The sequence below is a fragment of the Roseateles noduli genome (assembly GCF_050626985.1).
Classification (GTDB): Bacteria; Pseudomonadota; Gammaproteobacteria; order Burkholderiales; family Burkholderiaceae_C; genus Roseateles; species Roseateles noduli_A.
In genome coordinates this window covers 88,623-106,839 of the sequence record NZ_CP192463.1, presented here as the reverse complement: position 1 = coordinate 106,839, position 18,217 = coordinate 88,623, and the positions used below count along the sequence as shown (strand labels likewise).

The following is an 18,217-nucleotide window of genomic DNA, read 5'->3' as shown; positions in this document are numbered from 1 at the left end:
GACGCCCACTCTGACGCCCCAATGACGGCTTCCCGACTTGCCCGCCGACTGCTGCCCTCGCCCGAGTCCCTGGAACAGACCAAGGGACTGAAGTGGCTCGGCCTCTACCTCAAGGAGCGCCCCTGGCTGTGGGTGGCGCACCGGCGGCGGGTCGCCCTGGGTGCCGGGCTGGGACTGGCGGTCGGCGTAATCCCCCTGCCGACGCAGATGCTGCTGGCGGCCGTGGTCGCGATCGTGTGCCGGGCCAATGTCGCTGCGGCGATTGCCGCGACCTGGCTGACGAATCCGTTGACGCTGGTGCCGATCTGGACTTTGGCGATCTTCCTGGGTCGGCAGGTGCTGGGCATTCACGGCCCGATTTCCGCGCCAAAGGAACTGGCGCTGAACTGGAGCGATCCTTCGAGCTGGTGGCACGCCTTGAGCCAATGGCTGTCCGAGCTGGGCACGCCGCTGCTGGTGGGCCTGCCGCTTGCGGGCATGCTGCTGGGTCTGTGCCTCTACGTGATTGTCTACGTCGGCTGGTGGGCCGTGATCCGCTACGAGCGCAGACGTCGCCTGCGCGAGCGCGCCGCTCGCACCGCCCCCCTCTGACCTCTCCCGAAGTCCTCGGCAGCAAAACCGTCGAAGGACGGCAGTGGTTGGGGACGGCATTGCTGGGGGTTCAGGCGCTTGCCGCCTGTGGCCCCCTGCAATGGCGGCCAACGCCCCGGCCTCGGCAGGACAACAGCTTCAGCAGGACAGCAGCCTCACGCCGGCAGATCCGCCATCGTGATGTCCTGCAGATGGCCTGCCGAGATTTTCAACTGCCGCTCGCAGCGCGCCGCGATGCTCTGATCGTGGGTGACCATGACCAGCGTCGTTCCGAGTTCGCGGTTGAGTTCGAACATCAACGCCATGACCTGCTCGCCGGTGGCGTAATCGAGACTGCCGGTCGGTTCATCGGCCAGCAGCAACGCCGGCTGCTGCACGAACGCGCGGGCGAGCGCGACGCGCTGCTGCTCGCCGCCCGACAGCACGCGAGGGTAGTGCGACAGCCGCTGCCCCAGCCCCACGCGTTCCAGCATGGCCTTGGCCTGCGACCGCGCATCGCGTTCGCCGCGGAGCTCCAGCGGGAGCATGACGTTCTCCAGCGCCGTCAGGTGCGACAGCAGCTGGAAGCTCTGGAACACGAATCCCAGATGCGCCCCGCGCAGCGCGGCCCGGCCGTCCTCGTCGAGGACGAACATGTCCTGCCCCTGCAGACGCACGGTGCCTTCGGTGGGCGTATCCAGCCCCGCCAGGATGGACAGCAGCGTGCTCTTGCCCGAGCCCGAGGCGCCGACGATGGCGACAGACTCCCGCGCCCGCAGCTGGAAATTGATGTCATGCAGAATGGTCAGCACGCCGTCGGCATCCTGGACCGACTTGCTGACGTGATCGACTTCGAGGATGTTCTGAACCATGAATCAACCGCAGATGCGCCGCCGTGAATGGATGTTGCACTGTAGCGCCTGTGTCGCGACCCTCGTCGCGACGGGGGTCCTGGCCGGGCCTGTCGCCGCGCAAGGCCGCACCGAAGCGGGCGTTGCGGCCGCAGGAGCGACTGGCGGGGCATCGCGCCGCATCGTCGTGCTGGGCGACAGCCTCTCCGCCGAGTATGGCCTGGCCCGCGGCAGCGGCTGGGTGGCGCTGCTGGACCAGCGGCTGAAGGCGCAGAAGCTGGACGCCGAGGTGATCAACGCCAGCATCAGCGGCGACACGACCTCGGGCGGACGCTCGCGGCTGCCCGCGGTGCTGAAGCAGCATCGTCCGACGCACCTGATCATCGAGCTGGGCGGCAACGACGCGCTGCGCGGCCTGCCGCTGAAGATGACCCGCGAGAACCTGAAGGCGATGGTGCAGGCCGGCAAGGACGCCGGCGCGAAGGTGCTGCTGATCGGCATGCAGATCCCGCCCAATATGGGCGCGAGCTACGCGCGGGACTTCGAGGGCAGCTTCAAGACCGTCGCGCAGGAGGAGAAGGTGCCGCTGCAGCCCTTCCTGCTGGCCGGCGTGGCCGATCGGCCGGACATGGCCGAGTGGTTCCAGGGCGACCGCATCCACCCGTTGGCCAAGGCGCATCCGGTGATGCTGGACAACGTCTGGAAGGTCCTGAGGCCGATGTTGTGAGCGGGCGCCTAGACTGCGCGCCTTCGCCGCTTCCTTCGACCTGATGTCCGCTTCGATTCCCGGACGCCCCGCGCTGCTGCGCTGGGGCGCCATGAGCCTGCTCGCGCTCGCCTGCGCCGGCGCGGTGCTGGCCGGGCACGACAGCCGCCGCGCGGCGCAGGTCGGCTTGCTCGTCCTCCCCGTGCTGCTGTGGCTGCTGTGGCCGATCGAGCGCCTCGCCTGGCGCCGGGTGCGCTGGGTCACGGCCTTCGTCGTGATCTCGGCCTTCCTCGTCGACGGCGCGGTGCGAGCCTTCCTGCAGAACCAGTATCAGGCGGCGCCGGACAGCTCGCTCGTGCTCGCCGCGGCGGCGAACACCACGCCGCGCGAGTCGATCGAGTACCTCACCTCACAGGTGCCCGCGATGGCGATGGCCGTCGCCGCGTTGATCGGGATGCTCGCGCTCACCGGCGTCGCGATCACGCTCGCGACCCGGGCGAGCGGCGCGCTAGGCGCGAGCGGCAATCAGGCGGTGCTCTCGCGCCGCGCCCGCATCGCGCTGCTCGTCGTTCTGGCCGTCTGCGCCCTCGCCCACCTGAGCAAGCCCTGGCGCCGGCATCATCCGCTGCTGTTCTGGCCGGCCTGGACGCAGCAGGTCGCGGACCTGCGCGCCAACTGGGCGGACCAGCAGGTCCAGCGCGAGCAGTTGATGCGCAATGCCCGCGCCGCATCGCCGGCGGTGGCGACGGGCAGTCCGTCGACGGTGATGCTCGTCCTGGGCGAGAGCGTGAACCGCGACAACATGGGCCTCTACGGCTACGCACGGCCGACGACGCCCGAACTGATCGCGCTACGCGATGAGGAACGCGCCAAGCTGCTGACGCTGCGCCACGCGTGGTCGACGCAGGCGACGACGGTCGCGTCGCTGAGCGGCCTGTTCAGCTTCGGCGAGCGCGACGAGGACGATCCCGCCGGCCGCACGCAGCATCTGATCGCGCTGGCGAAGAGCGCCGGCTACAAGGTCTGGTGGGTGAGCAACCATGACGACGTCGCCGTCGACCAGCAGCATGCGCGGCTGGCCGATGTGGTGGAGATGATCAACCGGCAGCCGGGACGCTCGTCGGGCTCGCTCGACGAGGACCTGCTGGACGAGGTCGAACAGGCGCTGGCCGATCCCACGCCGCGCAAGCTGGTGGTGGTGCACCTGCTGGGCGCGCACCCGCACTACCGGCTGCGCATGCCGCCGGGCGAGCATCCGTTCGACGACCAGGACGGCGACGCCGTGGACGCTGCGATGGCGCGCGACGGCCGCGCCGCCTGGGTGCGCGAGTTCCGGCAGGACTACGACTCGGCCATCCACTATCACGACCGCATCGTCGCGCGGACGCTGCGGCTCACGCGCAGCCACCTGCCGGCGGGCGGACACGGCGCATGGATGTTCCTGTCCGACCACGGCCAGGAGGTCGGACACAGCCTCGACCACGCCGGCCACAGCCCGGGCACGGCCTCGGGTTATCGCATCCCCGCGCTGCTGTGGCGCAGTGGATCGGGCTTCGAGGCGTCGACGGCCTCGCGCCCGTTCCGCGCCGACTGGGCCGGCTGGACGCTGGCCGAGTTGATGCAGCTCCGCTGGCCGGGCATGCACGACGAGCGCAATGTGCTCCATCCCGCTTACGCATGGGAAGCGCCCGCGCTGCCGGTGAAGAACGTCCGCTTCGAGCAATAGCCGGCGGGCGCTGCGCGGGACGTGCCTGAGCGTTGCGCGGGCATCGTGCGGTCCTCGATGATCGTGCTGCAGACTTCCAGCACGCTCGGAGGCAGTCGCTAGACTGCCCCGATGACCGCATCCGCCCCGCTCCACGACGCCTGGTCCCTGCGCATCGACGATGTCTGGCGGCGCGCACCGGATCTCACCGGCGCGCAGATCGTCGAGGCGATCGATGCGCTCGCGGCCGAGCGGCCCGACGGTGACGCGCGAGGCCTCTTCGAGCGCGCCTGCGCGCGCGACACGGCCGGTCTCGAAGCGGAGGCCGAGCCGCTCTACCGCGCGGCGCTCGAGACCGGCGCGCTCGACCCGTACCGCCGCACGCGGGCGGTCATCCAGCTCGGCAGCACGCTGCGATGGCTGAAGCGTCTCGACGAGAGCGAAGCGCTGCTCGTCGCCGAGCTGGCTCATCACCTTCAGCCCGGCCACGACCGCCCGCTGCATGACGAGGCGCGCGCGATCCTGGCGCTCACGTATGCGGCGCAAGGCCGCGGCAACGAGGCGGCCGGACTGGCGCTGGCGACGCTCGCCCCGCGGCTGTCGCGCTACAACCGCTCGATGCTGGCCTGCGCGAAGCAGCTCGCCAACGAGGTCTGGGACGACGGTGCCGTCGTCGCGCCGGGCACGCCGGGCGTCGAGCTGATCGAGGGTCGCTTCGTGCTGCGGCCCTATCGGCCGGCCGATCTGCCCGACTTCGTCGCCGCGGTCCGCGAGTCGCATGCCTCCATCGGCCGCTGGATGAAATGGGCGCACGCGGACTTCTCCGCCACCGAGGGCGCCGAGTGGATCGCGCATTGCGCGCGGGGCTGGCAGAGCGGCACGAGCTACGAGTTCGGCATCTTCGATCGCGAGAGCGGTGACTTCGTCGGCGGCGGCGGGCTCAACTCGCTGCATGCGGTGCACCCGTTCTGCAACCTCGGCTACTGGGTGCGTTCGTCCCGGGAGGGCCAGGGCGCGGCCTCATCGGCGGTGCGCGCGCTCAGCCGGCATGCGTTCGGCAAGCTCCAGCTGATGCGCGTGGAGATCGTGGTCGCCGACGGCAACGAACCCAGCCTCGCCGTGGCGCGGCGCTGCGGCGCGCACTACGAGGGCCTGCTGCGCAACCGCATCCGGGGCGTGGACGGCAAGGCGTGGGATGCGCACATGTTTTCGCTGGTGCCGGGCTCGCCATGAGGCGCGGAAACCCGCAACGTCACTGGCACCGAGGGCCCCGCCGAACAAGCAGGCCCGACCGAATCGATTGACAGGGCGATCGGACTTGGGGATGTCCTCCGATGCCCTCAACTGACAGACTCTTCTACCGTGTTGAAAGGGGCTGGCGATGAGTGCGCATGGACTTCTGGATCAATTGCTGAGATCGGGTCGCGACCTGCTGGCAGGCGGCGGCGCGCCGGGCCGCAGTGGCTCGGGCGGCCTCGGTGGACTGGGCGGGCTGGGGAACCTCGGCAATCTGAGCAATCTGGGGAATCTCGGCAACCTGGGCGGCCTTGGACAGATCGGCGCAGGCGCCGGCGTCGCGGGCGTCCTGGGCGCCCTGCTCGGCAGCAAGCGCGGACGCAGCTACGGCGGCAAGGCACTGAAGTACGGCAGCATCGCGGCGCTCGGGCTGATGGCCTACAAGGCCTACACCGCGTGGCAGGCGCAGCAGCAGGCCCAAGGCCAAGGGCAGGCGCAGGGCCAGTCGCATGCGCCGGGTTCGCCGTCGTCGTCGCAGGCCAGCCTCACGGCGGAACCACGCACGCTGGACCGGGTGCCGCAGGACGAAGCGGAGGAACACAGCCGCGCCGTGCTGCTGGCGATGATCGCCGCCGCCAAGGCCGACGGACATCTGGACGACCGCGAACGCGAACTGATCGAGCAGGCGCTCAGCCGCGTGGAGGACGATCCCGAGCTGCGCCGCTGGCAGGAAGACGTGCTGCGTCGCCCGCTCGATCCGGCCGCGGTCGCGCAGGCCGCCACGACGCCGGAGATCGCCTCCGAGATGTACCTCGCGAGTCTCCTGATGGTCGACGAGACCAGCTACATGGAACGCGCCTACCTCGATGAACTGGCCCGCCAGCTGAAGCTGCCGGAGGGCCTCAAGTCACAACTCGAGGCCCAGGCGCTCGCGCAAGGCTGAAGCGTCCGCGCTGACCCGTCAGCGCGCCGGGTTGGCGTTCACGATGCCCTTGAAGTCGTAAGGGACGACGATCGTCTGCACCTTGCCGGCCGCGACGCCTTCGGCGATCTTGAGCTGGGCCTGCGCGTTCATGTACTCGATCGCCTTGCTGTTGGTGTTCAGCGCGGCGATCCGTTCGGCCTCCTTCTTGGCCGTCTCGACCTCGATCTCCTTGGCGCGCAGCGCGTTCTGCGCCGTCACCACGGCGTTGGCGGACGCGATGATGTCGTCGGCCGGCATCACCGTGCGCACCTGCACCAGCGAGACCGACAGCGCCGTCCCCAGCCCCTCCGACGCCAGCGTCTCCGACACGATGCGCTTGATTTCGGACTCGATCTTCTGGCGGTTGTCCGCGACGGCCAGGGCCTTGTATTCGCGCACGGCCTTGTAGGCCGCGTTGTTGGCCACCGTGGTCATGTAGCCATGCATCAGGATCCAGTCGCGGTCATCGCGGCTGAAGGCATGGAAGGTGCGGCTCTTGGTGGTCCAGAGGTCCGACACCGCCGAAGGATTGATCGAGTAGACCAGGGTCATGTCGAAATCCTTGAGCGTGCTGTTGTCGGACGTCAGCGGCTGCTTGTTCTCCAGCGTGACCGCGATGTCGCGGACCGGGAAGGTCAGCACGTCGCCGAACAGCGTCTGGTTGAAGCTGCCGGGCAGCAGCTCGGCGCCGCTGATCTGCTTGTCGACGCCGACGCGCAGGCCGACCTCACCGGTCTCGATGCGGGTGCAGCCCCCAAGCAGCGCCGCCACGGCCAGCACGCCGAGCGACAGGCGCGACGAACGCGCGCGATGGGTGGTGTTCATTTCTTCTTCTCCTCAGAACAGATAGATGGTGAGTGCCGCTAGCGCCAAGGCGAGCACCGCTCCGCCGACGGCCCAGCGCGCGAGCTGGAACCAGGCCAACGCCTGTCTGCGCGTCATCGAACGCACCCAGACCACCAGGCCCAGACAGGCCAGCCACAACACGATGAGCACCAACCAGGCGCGAATGAGAGCCATGCTTTTCTCCTCGGCCTGCATTGTGGGACGGCGAACCTCGATCGTGCTCGACTCCGATGGGGGGACACCCCTCGGAGGGAGAACCGCGCGGCGGGGACGCCACATCGGCGCCATCGCCTTCGGTCTGCCGGTGGGGAGTGCCAGGACTTGCCTGCTTGCAGCGGAGGCTCCCGCGTGCGGCTGTTCCGCGTTGGCGCGCCGCAACGCGACACCGCTCCGCAGACGAATCGCACTTGCGCGTCCGCGCCGCAATGCGCATCATCCGCGCCCAACTGCTGAAGGCGCCCACGACAGCGCCCGCATGACGGAGATCCCTCTTATGTCCTCCTTGTTCACCTCGACGATCGACTGAACACGGTTCCCGAGCCCCGGCTGAACCGTGTCTGTTCACAGATACGGCCTCAGACCGCGCGGCAAGCAAAGCCCCGCCGCCATTGAGCCGGGGCTTTTGCTTTTCGGAAACCGAATGAGTGCACAACTCCGTTCCCGCGCCCTCCAGGAGGGGCGGGTCAAGGCCCTGCGCCGCATGAAACAAGCCATGACGCTGGTGCTCGAGACGAGCCCCGGTGCGCGCGACCCCGTGGCGCGCGCGATGGCCCAGCGTGGACTGCGTGGCGCAGGCCAACACATCCAGAGCCGCGGCGCGCAACGCCGCGCCGACCGCGTGGCGCTGCAGGCGCTGCTGCGACGAGAGGATTGGGATGAATGAATCCACCGACCTGCGCGCGCAGCTGGCGCAGAGAAACCAGCAGCTGCAAGACGTCGCCGCCCAGCTCAAGACCGAGCTGTTCGGCATCGACGACATCATCGACCGCGTCATCGATTCGGTGCGGGCCTGGTACGTGCTGCCCGAGCTCGTCGCGCGGCCCGTCATCGTCTGTCTCTGGGGCCTGACGGGCACCGGCAAGACGCAGCTCGTGCGCCGTCTGGCGCAGCTGCTGGGCTTCTACGACCGCTTCGTCGAAGTGCAGATGGACGGCTTCTCCAACGGCGCGGGCATGCGCGGCGCGCAGAGCATCTCGGGCATGCTGGGTCGGTCCGGCGTGCGCGAGGGCGAGCCCGGCATCCTCGCGCTCGACGAGTTCCAGCGCTTCCGCACGATCAACGCCCAGCGCGACGAGGTGCGCGTCGAGCGTTATCAGGACGTCTGGGCGCTGCTCTCCGACGGCCGGCTTCCGCCGGCGCTCTCGCTGCTGGGCGACATCGAATCGTCCCTGGCCGAGGCGGCCTTCGACGCCGAACGCGCCGATGCCGACGACGCGAAGCTGCGCTTCAAGCTCCGCAGCTGGGAGGCGCAGGAGCTGCAGCGCACCCTCAAGCTCGACGAACCGCTGATGGAGATCATGGCCTGGACGCCGGACCAGGTGCAGGCGCGTCTGCGCGAATTCCGCGAGCGCGGCCAGCAGCACTGGGAGACCGACTACAGCCGGCTGCTCGTCTTCGTCTGCGGCAACCTCGACGAGATGTACGAGGACCTCGCCACCAGCGTGGACGACTGCGACAGCGATGCCGACATCTTCCATGCGCTGACCGGCAAGCTCAGCGTGATCGACGTCAAGCAGGCGCTCAATCAGCGCTTCAAGCCGGAGCAGGTGGCGCGGCTGGGCAACGAGCACGTGATCTACCCCTCGCTGTCGCGGCGCGCGTACGAGCAGGTGATCGCGCAGGGCTGCGCGCGGTATGTCCGCGAATCGGAGGCGCGCTGCGGCCTGCGCTTCGAGCTGGCCGACAGCGTGCGCGCGCAGATCTACGCGAACGCGGTGTTCCCGGCACAGGGCACGCGGCCGCTGTTCTCGTCGCTGCACGCGATCCTCGGGACCGGGCTGGCCAAGGCGGCGCTGTGGGCGATCGAGCGCGGTGTCGCGCCTGGCGACGGCGTGAGCCTGAGCGCCGACGGCCGTTGCCTGATCGCGCATTGGCGCGGCGAGTCGGGCACCGTCGCCGAGCCCTTCGAGATCAACCGCCTGCGCCAGCGCACCAACGCCGATTTCCGGGCGCTGCTCGCGGTGCACGAGGCTGGCCACGGCCTGGTCCACGCGCTGCTGTTCGGCATGGCGCCGCGGGAGATCAAGATCCATGTCGCGAGCTTCGAGGGCGGCTACAACTCGTACACGTCCCGCAAGGTGTGGTCGCGCCGGAACCTGCTCGATTCCATCTGCACGAGCCTGGCCGGCCGCGCGGCGGAGCTGCTGGTCTTCGGCGCCGACCTGAGTTCCAGCGGCGCCTCGAGCGACCTGCGCAAGGCCACGCGGACGGCCGCGCGCATGCTCCGCTACCTGGGTCACGGCGACCGCATCGGCCGCGTCGACGTGTCGACGGACAGCGAAGAGCACGTCTGCACCGACGTCGAATCCACCAACGCGGCGATCGAAGCCCTGCTGCGCTCCGAGCACGCGCGCGCCACGGCGCTGATCGATTCACATCGCGAGGCGCTGCTGGCGCTCGTGGACGAGCTGATCGCCGAGGGACAGGTGACGCCCGAACGCTTCGCGGTCGTGGTGGGGCTGCCGCTGGGCAGGACGGAGGATGCGCTGGATCCCTACGCGGAGAGCCTGGCGGCGTTCCGGGCAGCGGGGCGGAGGCCGTCGCGGCATCTCCCCGCCGAGGCAAGACACGAGCATGCCTTTCCCGCCTTCGCTCTCTCGGCTGCGCAACAGGGATGACCATGGCCCTGCATCTCTACGCTGTCGCAGCGTCGCGAGCACATCGAGCCGCGGGACGGATGGCTGCTGACGGCATAGACTGCGCCGAGCTTGAACTTCGAGATTCGCCCGTCATGAAAGTCCACGGTTCCTGCCACTGCGGCGCCATCCGATTCACCGGCGACGTCGATCCGACGCAAGTCATCGTGTGCCATTGCGACGACTGCCAGATCCTCTCCGGCGCGCCGTACCGGGCGGTCATCTCGGCACCCATGGAGACCTTCGAGATCTCCGGCTCGCCGAAGACCTACGTGAAGGTTGCGCAGAGCGGGAACCGGCGCGCGCAGGTGTTCTGTCCCGATTGCGGAACCGCGCTGTATGGCGCCGCGGCGGAGAACCCGACGCATGCGGTGATCCGGCTCGGTTGCCTGGAGGAACGGGACCAGTTGCGGCCGTCGCGGCAGATCTGGACGCACTCGGCTGCTGGATGGACCGGCAAGCTCGCCGAGGTGCCCGCTTCGCCGGAGCAGTGACCCGAACACGGGGAATCCCATGCAGGTCGGCGAGGCCGACATCTCCGTCGAGTACGGCCCCGTCGTCGAACCCAGTCCACCGAGTCCTTCAGGCGCCCGGTCAGGACGCAGGGAGGCGATGGAGGTCGACAAACATGGTCGTGAAGCTATTCACTTCATCCGCGTCCTCGCCCATCTTTGAAAAACCCTTGCGCAGATAGAAGCCGACCGAGTTCGGCTTGGCATCAACGACAAGGAAGCGGCAACCGGCGTACGGCATGATGTGCTCCTCCGCGAGGCCGATGGCGAAATCGACCAACTGCCCCCCAACGCCCTGCCCCTGCAATCCACTGTCCACGGCCAGACGTGCGAGCTTCACGGCAGGGTAGTCGGCATACCGGAAGCCATCCACGGGAGCCGGGCCTCCAAACTGCTGAACGGAGACATGGGTGCACACCAAGGTGATGTAGGCGAGCACTCGGGTCTCCCCGAACTCGACCATCACAAAGGTCTTTGCAAGGTTGTCCTTATGGAGCCGCTTGGCTTCCTTGCGGAGGAAGGTCTTCAGCGGGACCAGGTTCTGATCACCGAGACTCAGCGCGTTGCAGCCATCGGTCTCGTCAAGAGCGCGCAGCTCGTAAGACACGCGTTATTTCTTCGTCGAGGCCTTGGTCGACTTCAATTTGATGGCCACGGACCCCTTCTTTGCGAAGGTAGTGACCAGCTTGCGACCGTTGACGGCTGACTCAGCAGCTGCCTTCGTTCCGCGCGCATGGGTAATCTTCCGGGCGAACGATTTCGCATCGTCGCCGGAGACCTTCACGGATCCAAGAAAAGTGCTGTGGATAGCCATGTCGGAATTTTAGCAGCCGATGGCAACTTGCAGAATCAAGGGCGCGCGCGCAATACAGAAGGTGCGCCTATCGAAACATCTCCGGAAAGCGCCCGCCGATCTCCCGCATCAACGCCGTCGCCGCGCCGGTGAGTCCGCGCGCGACGGCACCGTCCCACGCCGCATCGAACGCCCCCGACGGCCCGATCGCCGTCAGCGCCAGCGCCATCTGCGCATCGCTGTCGAAGACCGGCACGGCCAGTGCGCTGACGCCCTCGACGATCCCGCCCACCGAGCGGTGCAGGACCCGGCCGCGGATCTCCGCAAGGGTCGCTGAGAACGCCGGCCACGTCGGCAGTTCACGCGGTCGATCGTGCGGACCGACGCGGGCGAGGTCCGCGGGTCCCTTGCGACGCGCTTCCGCGAGCATTGCCTTGATCTCCGCCTCCGGCCGGTAGGCCGCGAACAGCGGACCCGACGCGGTGTCCGACAGCGACACCACCGTCCCGTGCCGCATCGTCACGTGCACCGCCGCCGGCGACGCCGCCGTGCGCACGATCGTCGCGCCCTGCGAGCCCCACACCGCGATCGCCACCGTGTGGCCGATCTCCTCGGCCAGCGCCTCCAGCCGCGCCGTCGCCAGTCGGATCGGATCGATCTGCCGCATACCGATCAGGCCCATCTCCATCGCCAGCGGGCCCAGGCCGTAGTACCCCGTCGCCGCGTCCTGCCGCATCAGCCCGAGCTTGCAGAAGCTCACCAGGTAGGGATGCGCCTTTGCCGGGCTCATCTCCGCCGCCTGCGACAGCGCCTTCAGCGGCAAAGGCTGGCCGCGCGCCGCCGCAGCCTTCAACAGGCGACCGCCCACCTCGATGCTCTGGATGCCGCGCCGGTCCTCGCGGTCGTCACGATCCTCCCGGTCGTCACGGTCGTCACGGTCGTTGGCGTCCGGCCCGTCGCCGGCAATGTCTGGCATGGTCATTTCGCTATTGTTGAACGAATTCAGCGACACAGCTATATTTGCATCCAACAAACGAATTCCGTTTTGTTGAATTCCATCGGGCTTCGATGACCATCGAAGCGCTCCCCGCCTTCCCCCTCAGCCAACGCCCGGGACACGCCATGACCAAGCAGTTCGCCAGCCACGCCGACGTCGAGGAGAAGCAGGTCTCCTTCGTCAAGCTCAGCGACAACGCCTACGCCTACACCGCCGAGGGCGACCCCAACACCGGGATCATCATCGGCGACGACGCGGTGATGGTCATCGACACGCAGGCCACGCCCGTGATGGCCCAGGACGTGATCCGCCGCATCCGCGAGGTCACCGACAAGCCCATCAAGTACGTCGTGATGAGTCATTACCACGCGGTGCGCGTGCTGGGTGCGTCGGCGTATGAGCCCGAGCACATCATTGCCAGCCGCGACACCTACGACCTCATCGTCGAGCGCGGCGAGCAGGACAAGGCCAGCGAGATCGGCCGCTTCCCGCGGCTGTTCCGCAATGTCGAATCGGTGCCGGCCGGCCTCACCTGGCCGACCATCACCTTCCAAGGCGCGATGAGCCTCTGGCTCGGCAAGCTCGAGGTCCAGTTGCTGCAGCTCGGACGCGGGCATACCAAGGGCGACACCGTCGCGTGGCTGCCCGAGCAGAAGATCCTTTTCTCCGGCGATCTGGTCGAGTTCGACGCCACGCCCTATGCCGGCGACGCGTACTTCAGCGATTGGCCGCAGACGTTGGACAACCTCGCCGCGCTCAAGCCAGTCGCGCTGGTGCCCGGCCGCGGCGCCGCGTTGACGACGCCCGAATCCGTCGCGCAGGGACTCGCCGGCACGCGCAGCTTCATCGCCGATCTGCACGCGTCGGTGAAGGCCGGCGTCGCCGCGGGCAAGGAGCTCAACGCCGTCTACAAGGACACCTACGCCGTCATGAAGCAGAAGTACGGCCACTGGGTCATCTTCGACCACTGCATGCCCTTCGACGTCACGCGCTGCTATGACGAGGTCACGCAGTTCCGCGACCCGCGCATCTGGACCGCGCAGCGCGATCAGGAGATGTGGCAGACGCTCGAAGGCTGATGGCCCTCACCCGCAAGCGGGAGAGGGAGTTTGAATCGCTGACTGCCGCGATGGAGACCGCCGTGCATGCCACCTCGACCGCGCCGACGTCCGATGTCGACTATCAGCGCGTCGTCTATCCGTACCGTCACAGCGCGGATCAGGACGCCCATGAGGGCGGCCGGGCCGCGCGCCATCCGGTGGTCGTCGTCGGTGCGGGACCGGTCGGATTGACGGCAGCGATCGACCTCGCGCTGCAGGGTGTGCCCGTCGTGCTGCTCAACAACGACGGGCGGCTCTCCGTCGGGTCGCGCGCGTTGTGCTTCGCGAAGCGGACGCTGGAGATCCTCGATCGCCTCGGCTGCGGTCAGCGGCTCGTCGACAAGGGCGTCTCGTGGAACGTGGGGCGCGTCTTCTTCCGCGACGAGCAGGTCTACCAGTTCAACCTGCTCGCCGAGCCCGGCCACCAGCGCCCGGCCTTCGTCAACCTGCAGCAGTACTACGTCGAGGGTTTCCTCGTCGAGCGCGCGCTCGAACTCCCGCTGATCGATCTGCGATGGCACCACGGCGTGACCGGACTGACGCAGCATGACGATCACGTCGCGCTGGAGATCGACACGCCCGAGGGGCCCTACACGCTGCTCGCCGATCACGTCGTCGCCTGCGACGGATCGCGCTCCACGCTGCGCAAGCTGATCGGCGAGGAGAGTCACGGCCGTACGTTCAAGGACCGTTTCCTCATCGCCGACGTGCGCATGAACGCGCCCTTCCCCGCCGAGCGCTGGTTCTGGTTCGATCCGCCTTTCCATCCAGGACAGAGCGTGCTGCTGCACCGCCAGCCCGATGGCGTCTGGCGCATCGATTTCCAGCTCGGCTGGGATGCCGATCCCGAGCTCGAGAAACAGCCCGAGCGCATCCTGCCGCGGGTGCGCACGCTGATGCGCGAAGCCTCGATCGCCGCGGGCGGCGATGGCTCGGTGCCTGAGATCGAGCTGGTCTGGGCGAGCGTGTACACCTTCGCCTGCATGCGCATAGATCGTTTTAGACACGGGCGCATCCTGTTCGCGGGCGACGCGGCGCACGGCGTGTCGCCGTTCGGCGCGCGCGGGGCCAACTCCGGCATCCAGGACGCAGACAACCTCGCATGGAAGCTCGCGGCGGTCGTTCAGCGGCGTGCGCCCGACGCGCTGCTCGACACGTATGCCCGAGAGCGTGAGATCGCTGCCGACGAGAACATCCTGAACTCGACGCGCTCGACGGACTTCATCACGCCGAAGAGCGACGTCAGTCGGATGTTCCGCGACGCGACGCTGACGCTCGCCAAGGACTTCGACTTCGCGCGCCGGCTGGTCAACAGCGGACGACTCTCTGTCCCGACGACGCAGTACGGCATGCCTGCCGCGGACGCGCCGATCCGCATCAACGACTGCGACGACTGGCTGCTCCGCCAGATGCGGCCGGGTCGATTCACCTTGCTGGTCTTCCACGATTCGAACGAGCACGAGCACGAGCACGAGCACGAGCACGAGCACGAGCACGAGCGCGAGCATGAGCATGAGCATGAGCATGAGCATGAGCATGAGCATGAGGACGAGGACGCCGTCGCAGTAAGTCGGAGTCAACGAGTGCCGGTGGGGCCGGAATGGGGCTTGGGGGTCCAGGAGGGATCCCCCATGCCCCGTGGAGAGCCCGCGCTTGGCGACGCGGGGTCTGGGCTTGAGGCGGTGCTGACGATCCACGTTGATGAGTCGCTCGACGCACGCGGGCTGGTCCGTCAGCGCTACGCCGGCGCCCCGGGCGCGGTGGTATTGCTGCGTCCTGACCAGCACGTCTGCGCGCGTTGGCGCAGGATGCCGGCTGGTGGAGCGATCCGTGCGGCGATGCGTCGCGCGCTCGGCCATGATGTTTCTGTGAAGGAGCCGGCCGCATGCCTCTGATCACTGCTCCCAACCTGGACGCTGGCGACGATTTCTATGAAGCGCTGCTGGGCGCGCATCATGGTCTTGACGCCGAGGCGAGCCATGCTTTCAACGCGCGGCTGATCCTGCTGCTCGCGAACCACATTGGCCGGCAGGATGTGTTGCTCGAGGCGCTGTCCGCGGCGGCCCGCGCCACTCCGGTTTCCCCGGTCTCCCAGGCTTCCCAGGCTTCCCAGGCTTCCCCAGTTTCCATCGATGCCCCGACCCCGGGCGCCGCTTCCCCACGAGGACAAGCATGAACGCACCAGAGACCCTCCGCTCGCCCGAGGCGACCGGCCAGGCGCCGAGCGCACTGGATTACCAGAGCGGCTTCGGCAATCAATTCGAGACCGAGTCCGTCCCCGGCGCGTTGCCGAAGGGCCGCAACAGCCCGCAGCGCGCGCCGATGGATCTTTATCCGGAGTTGCTGTCGGGCAGCGCCTTCACCGCACCGCGCGTGGAGAACCGCCGCACCTGGCTGTATCGCCGACAGCCCTCCGTCGTGACGGGCGCGTTCCACGCCTACGAGCAGCCGTTCTGGACCAGCGGCGCGGCGGGCGGTGTCGCGGCGCCGCCGGACCCGCTGCGCTGGCATCCGTTCCCGATGCCCGATGACAACGCGAATGCGCCGGGTGTCGACTTCGTCGACAGCATCAAGACCATCGTCAGCAACGGCGATCCTGACGCGCAGGTCGGCATGGCATCGCTGATCTACGCCTTCAACCGCCCGATGACCCGTCGCGCGTTGATGAACGCCGACGGCGAGATGCTGATCGTTCCGCAGGAAGGCGGGCTGCGCCTCACGACCGAGATGGGCCTGCTCGACGTCGTTCCCGGCGAGATCGCGCTGATCCCGCGCGGCGTGAACTTCCGCGTCGAGGCGCTCGACGGTCCGCAGGCCCGCGCACGCGGCTACGTCTGCGAGAACTACGGTGCCGCCTTCCGCCTGCCGGAGCTCGGCCCCATCGGCTCCAACGGCCTGGCGAACCCGCGCGACTTCCTCGCCCCCGTCGCCGCGCACGAACCCGACGGCGCGCCGTATGAAGTCATCCGCAAGACGGGCGGCGCGCTGTGGCGCAATGCCCAGGCGGTGACCCCGTTCAACGTCGTCGCCTGGCACGGCAACCTGACGCCGCTGAAGTACGACACGAAGGATTTCATGACGATCGGCTCGATCAGCTTCGATCATCCCGATCCGTCGATCTTCACCGTGCTGACCTCGCCGAGCGACACGCCCGGCACGGCCAACTGCGACTTCGTGATTTTCCCGCCGCGCTGGCTGGTGCAGGAGGACACCTTCCGTCCGCCCTGGTACCACCGCAACGTGATGAGCGAGTTCATGGGGCTGATCTACGGCCAGTACGATGCCAAGCCCGAAGGCTTCCGTCCCGGCGGCGCGAGCCTGCACAACTGCCTGGTGCCGCACGGCCCCGATGCCGACGCCTTCGAGGCCGCCAGCACGCGCACGCTGACGCCGCAGAAACTCGACCACACGCTGGCCTTCATGTTCGAGAGCCGCTGGCGCTTCCGCCCGTCCGAGTGGGCGCTCAACGGCGGCGCGCTCGACACGAACTACGCGGCCTGCTGGGGCGCGTTGAAGGACAAGTTCAATCCGAATGCCTCCGAATAACAAGGCCTGACCCCATGACCGACCTCGACCTCGACCACACCCACGATCCCGCGCTGCGCAGCTGGATCGCCTCCGCCAACACGCCGGACACCGACTTCCCGATCCAGAACCTGCCGCTGGGCATGTTCCGCATGGCCGGCGCGACCGGCTCGTTCCGGCCCGGCACGGCGGTCGGCGACCAGGTCCTGGACCTGATCGCCGCCGCCGATCTCGGCGTGCTGTCCGATGGACTCGGCGCCGTGCTGCGCACCTGCGAGGGACTCGGCCTCAATTCGCTGATGGCGATGGGCCCGGATCTGCGCCGGCAGCTGCGCCATGAACTCGTCGCCGCGCTGAACGCGGACGCGGGATCGACGTCCTCCGAGCAGCTCGCGCCGGCGCTCAAGCCGATGACCGACGTCGAGATGACGCTGCCCTGCCGCATCGGCGATTACACCGACTTCTACGCCGGCATCCATCATGCGACGACGGTCGGCAAGCTGTTCCGCCCGGACAACCCGCTGCTGCCGAACTACAAGTGGGTGCCGATCGGGTATCACGGGCGCGTGTCGTCGATCGGGGTCAGCGGGCAGACCTTCCGCCGTCCCGTCGGCCAGACCAAGGCGCCCGATGCCGAGGTGCCGAGCGTCGGTCCGATCAAGCGGCTCGACTACGAGCTGGAGGTCGGCGCGCTCGTCGGCACCGGCAATGCGCAGGGCCATCCGATCGCCATCGGCGACGCGGAGCAGCACCTGTTCGGCCTCGTGCTGCTGAACGACTGGTCCGCGCGCGACATCCAGGCCTGGGAGTACCAGCCGCTTGGCCCCTTCCTGTCGAAGAGCTTCGCGACGACCTTGTCGCCGTGGGTGATCACGATGGAGGCGCTGGCGCCGTTCCGTCGCGCCTTCACGCGGCCCGAGGGCGATCCTCAGCCGCTGCCGTACCTCGACGGCGAGGCGAACCGCGATCGGGGCGCGATCTCGATCCGCCTGGAAGTCCATCTGCAGACCCGCGCGATGCGCGACGCCGGCGAGGCGCCGGCGAAGCTGATGGCCTCGGACTTCGCCGACGCCTACTGGACCGTCGCGCAGATGCTCACGCACCACGCGAGCAACGGCTGCAACCTGCAGCCGGGCGACCTGTTCGGGTCGGGGACCATGTCGGGGCCGGAGGCCGGCCAGGGCGGATCGCTGCTGGAGTTGACCAACGGCGGCAAGCAGCCGATCACGCTGCCCAACGGCGAGCAACGCACCTTCCTGCAGGACGGCGACAGCGTCGCGCTGGTCGGTCGCTGCGAAGCGCCGGGGCGTCGCACGATCGGATTCGGACCGTGCGTCGGCACGGTCGTGCCGGCGGTGGCCTGATCGGCCAGACCGGCTAGACCGGCCAGATCGGCCAGATCGGCCGGGTCACACACCGAAACACCCTCAGGCGCCCGCTGTCGCCCCGCCATCCCGGCAGGTTGTCAGCGGAAGCCGACGGATGACGTCGGATTGAATCCAGTCCGTGCGCATTGCAGACGCACGGGATCGGAGGTTGCCGAAGCTGCGCATGCTC

At 68.4% G+C, this 18,217-nt stretch carries 19 protein-coding genes; 13 read left to right on the top strand and 6 right to left on the bottom strand.

Annotation, left to right across the window (positions count from 1 at the left end; all coding sequences use genetic code 11):
* Nucleotides 1–21: 21 nt before the first annotated feature.
* Nucleotides 22–591, top strand: a complete 570-nt coding sequence (locus tag ACQ4L4_RS00450) for a DUF2062 domain-containing protein (protein ID WP_431102281.1) — start codon at nucleotides 22–24, stop codon at nucleotides 589–591.
* Nucleotides 592–746: 155 nt separating this feature from the next.
* On the opposite strand, the gene ACQ4L4_RS00445 is transcribed toward ACQ4L4_RS00450, so the two are convergent.
* Nucleotides 747–1,442, bottom strand: a complete 696-nt coding sequence (locus ACQ4L4_RS00445; RefSeq protein WP_431102280.1) for an ABC transporter ATP-binding protein — start codon at nucleotides 1,440–1,442, stop codon at nucleotides 747–749.
* Between ACQ4L4_RS00445 and ACQ4L4_RS00440 the strand changes: the two genes are divergently transcribed.
* From ACQ4L4_RS00440 to ACQ4L4_RS00425, 4 genes are all read left to right on the top strand, one after another.
* The gene (locus tag ACQ4L4_RS00440; protein ID WP_431102279.1) at nucleotides 1,441–2,148 is read left to right on the top strand and encodes an arylesterase; all 708 of its coding nucleotides are present in this window, start codon (nucleotides 1,441–1,443) and stop codon (nucleotides 2,146–2,148) included. The two genes, ACQ4L4_RS00445 and ACQ4L4_RS00440, sit on opposite strands and share 2 nt — an antisense overlap.
* Before the next feature lie 43 nt (nucleotides 2,149–2,191).
* Nucleotides 2,192–3,853: a phosphoethanolamine transferase gene (locus tag ACQ4L4_RS00435; RefSeq protein ID WP_431102277.1), complete on the top strand. Its 1,662-nt coding sequence runs from the start codon at nucleotides 2,192–2,194 to the stop codon at nucleotides 3,851–3,853.
* A 111-nt stretch (nucleotides 3,854–3,964) separates the two neighbouring features.
* Complete coding sequence (locus ACQ4L4_RS00430; protein WP_431102275.1) at nucleotides 3,965–5,065, top strand: tetratricopeptide repeat protein; 1,101 nt, start codon at nucleotides 3,965–3,967, stop codon at nucleotides 5,063–5,065.
* A gap of 148 nt (nucleotides 5,066–5,213) precedes the next feature.
* Nucleotides 5,214–6,011 carry a tellurite resistance TerB family protein gene (locus tag ACQ4L4_RS00425; protein WP_431102274.1) on the top strand — a complete coding sequence of 266 codons (798 nt, stop codon included), beginning with the start codon at nucleotides 5,214–5,216 and terminating at the stop codon, nucleotides 6,009–6,011.
* An 18-nt stretch (nucleotides 6,012–6,029) separates the two neighbouring features.
* Here ACQ4L4_RS00425 and ACQ4L4_RS00420 read toward each other — a convergent pair whose 3' ends face one another.
* Nucleotides 6,030–6,857, bottom strand: coding sequence for an SPFH domain-containing protein (locus ACQ4L4_RS00420; RefSeq protein WP_431102273.1), 828 nt, complete (start codon nucleotides 6,855–6,857; stop codon nucleotides 6,030–6,032).
* Between the two features lie 12 nt (nucleotides 6,858–6,869).
* On the bottom strand, nucleotides 6,870–7,052 hold the full coding sequence (locus ACQ4L4_RS00415; RefSeq protein ID WP_377156706.1) for a hypothetical protein: 183 nt from the start codon (nucleotides 7,050–7,052) through the stop codon (nucleotides 6,870–6,872).
* A 526-nt stretch (nucleotides 7,053–7,578) separates the two neighbouring features.
* Here ACQ4L4_RS00415 and ACQ4L4_RS00410 point away from each other — a divergent pair.
* The 3 genes from ACQ4L4_RS00410 to ACQ4L4_RS00400 all read left to right on the top strand — a co-directional run bounded on the left by ACQ4L4_RS00410 (nucleotide 7,579) and on the right by ACQ4L4_RS00400 (nucleotide 10,227).
* Nucleotides 7,579–7,761 (top strand): hypothetical protein, encoded by a 183-nt coding sequence (locus tag ACQ4L4_RS00410; protein WP_331613886.1) that lies wholly within the window; start codon nucleotides 7,579–7,581, stop codon nucleotides 7,759–7,761.
* On the top strand, nucleotides 7,754–9,715 hold the full coding sequence (locus ACQ4L4_RS00405; RefSeq protein ID WP_431102272.1) for an AAA family ATPase: 1,962 nt from the start codon (nucleotides 7,754–7,756) through the stop codon (nucleotides 9,713–9,715). The genes ACQ4L4_RS00410 and ACQ4L4_RS00405 overlap by 8 nt, the downstream gene beginning before the upstream one ends.
* A 113-nt stretch (nucleotides 9,716–9,828) precedes the next feature.
* Entirely contained in the window at nucleotides 9,829–10,227 is a 399-nt protein-coding gene (locus ACQ4L4_RS00400) for a GFA family protein (RefSeq protein WP_431102271.1), read from the top strand.
* 100 nt (nucleotides 10,228–10,327) lie between these two features.
* Here ACQ4L4_RS00400 and ACQ4L4_RS00395 read toward each other — a convergent pair whose 3' ends face one another.
* The 3 genes from ACQ4L4_RS00395 to ACQ4L4_RS00385 form a co-directional block, all read right to left on the bottom strand.
* The gene (locus tag ACQ4L4_RS00395) at nucleotides 10,328–10,852 is read right to left on the bottom strand and encodes a GNAT family N-acetyltransferase (protein ID WP_431102270.1); all 525 of its coding nucleotides are present in this window, start codon (nucleotides 10,850–10,852) and stop codon (nucleotides 10,328–10,330) included.
* Between the two features lie 3 nt (nucleotides 10,853–10,855).
* Nucleotides 10,856–11,059: a hypothetical protein gene (locus tag ACQ4L4_RS00390; RefSeq protein ID WP_431102269.1), complete on the bottom strand. Its 204-nt coding sequence runs from the start codon at nucleotides 11,057–11,059 to the stop codon at nucleotides 10,856–10,858.
* A gap of 67 nt (nucleotides 11,060–11,126) precedes the next feature.
* Nucleotides 11,127–12,020, bottom strand: a complete 894-nt coding sequence (locus ACQ4L4_RS00385) for an IclR family transcriptional regulator (RefSeq protein ID WP_431102268.1) — start codon at nucleotides 12,018–12,020, stop codon at nucleotides 11,127–11,129.
* A 140-nt stretch (nucleotides 12,021–12,160) separates the two neighbouring features.
* On the opposite strand from ACQ4L4_RS00385, the gene ACQ4L4_RS00380 reads away from it, so the two are divergent.
* Genes ACQ4L4_RS00380 through fahA form a run of 5 tightly spaced genes read left to right on the top strand, consistent with a single transcriptional unit; the run spans nucleotide 12,161 to nucleotide 18,024 of the window.
* The gene (locus ACQ4L4_RS00380; RefSeq protein WP_431102267.1) at nucleotides 12,161–13,114 is read left to right on the top strand and encodes an MBL fold metallo-hydrolase; all 954 of its coding nucleotides are present in this window, start codon (nucleotides 12,161–12,163) and stop codon (nucleotides 13,112–13,114) included.
* A gap of 50 nt (nucleotides 13,115–13,164) precedes the next feature.
* Nucleotides 13,165–15,030, top strand: a complete 1,866-nt coding sequence (locus ACQ4L4_RS00375) for an FAD-dependent oxidoreductase (protein WP_431104841.1) — start codon at nucleotides 13,165–13,167, stop codon at nucleotides 15,028–15,030.
* Nucleotides 15,021–15,311: a DUF2783 domain-containing protein gene (locus ACQ4L4_RS00370; protein ID WP_431102266.1), complete on the top strand. Its 291-nt coding sequence runs from the start codon at nucleotides 15,021–15,023 to the stop codon at nucleotides 15,309–15,311. The genes ACQ4L4_RS00375 and ACQ4L4_RS00370 overlap by 10 nt, the downstream gene beginning before the upstream one ends.
* Nucleotides 15,308–16,681, top strand: a complete 1,374-nt coding sequence (gene hmgA, locus ACQ4L4_RS00365) for a homogentisate 1,2-dioxygenase (RefSeq protein ID WP_377156725.1) — start codon at nucleotides 15,308–15,310, stop codon at nucleotides 16,679–16,681. The genes ACQ4L4_RS00370 and hmgA overlap by 4 nt, the downstream gene beginning before the upstream one ends.
* Nucleotides 16,682–16,695: 14 nt before the next feature.
* On the top strand, nucleotides 16,696–18,024 hold the full coding sequence (gene fahA, locus ACQ4L4_RS00360) for a fumarylacetoacetase (RefSeq protein ID WP_431102265.1): 1,329 nt from the start codon (nucleotides 16,696–16,698) through the stop codon (nucleotides 18,022–18,024).
* Nucleotides 18,025–18,217 lie beyond the last annotated feature (193 nt).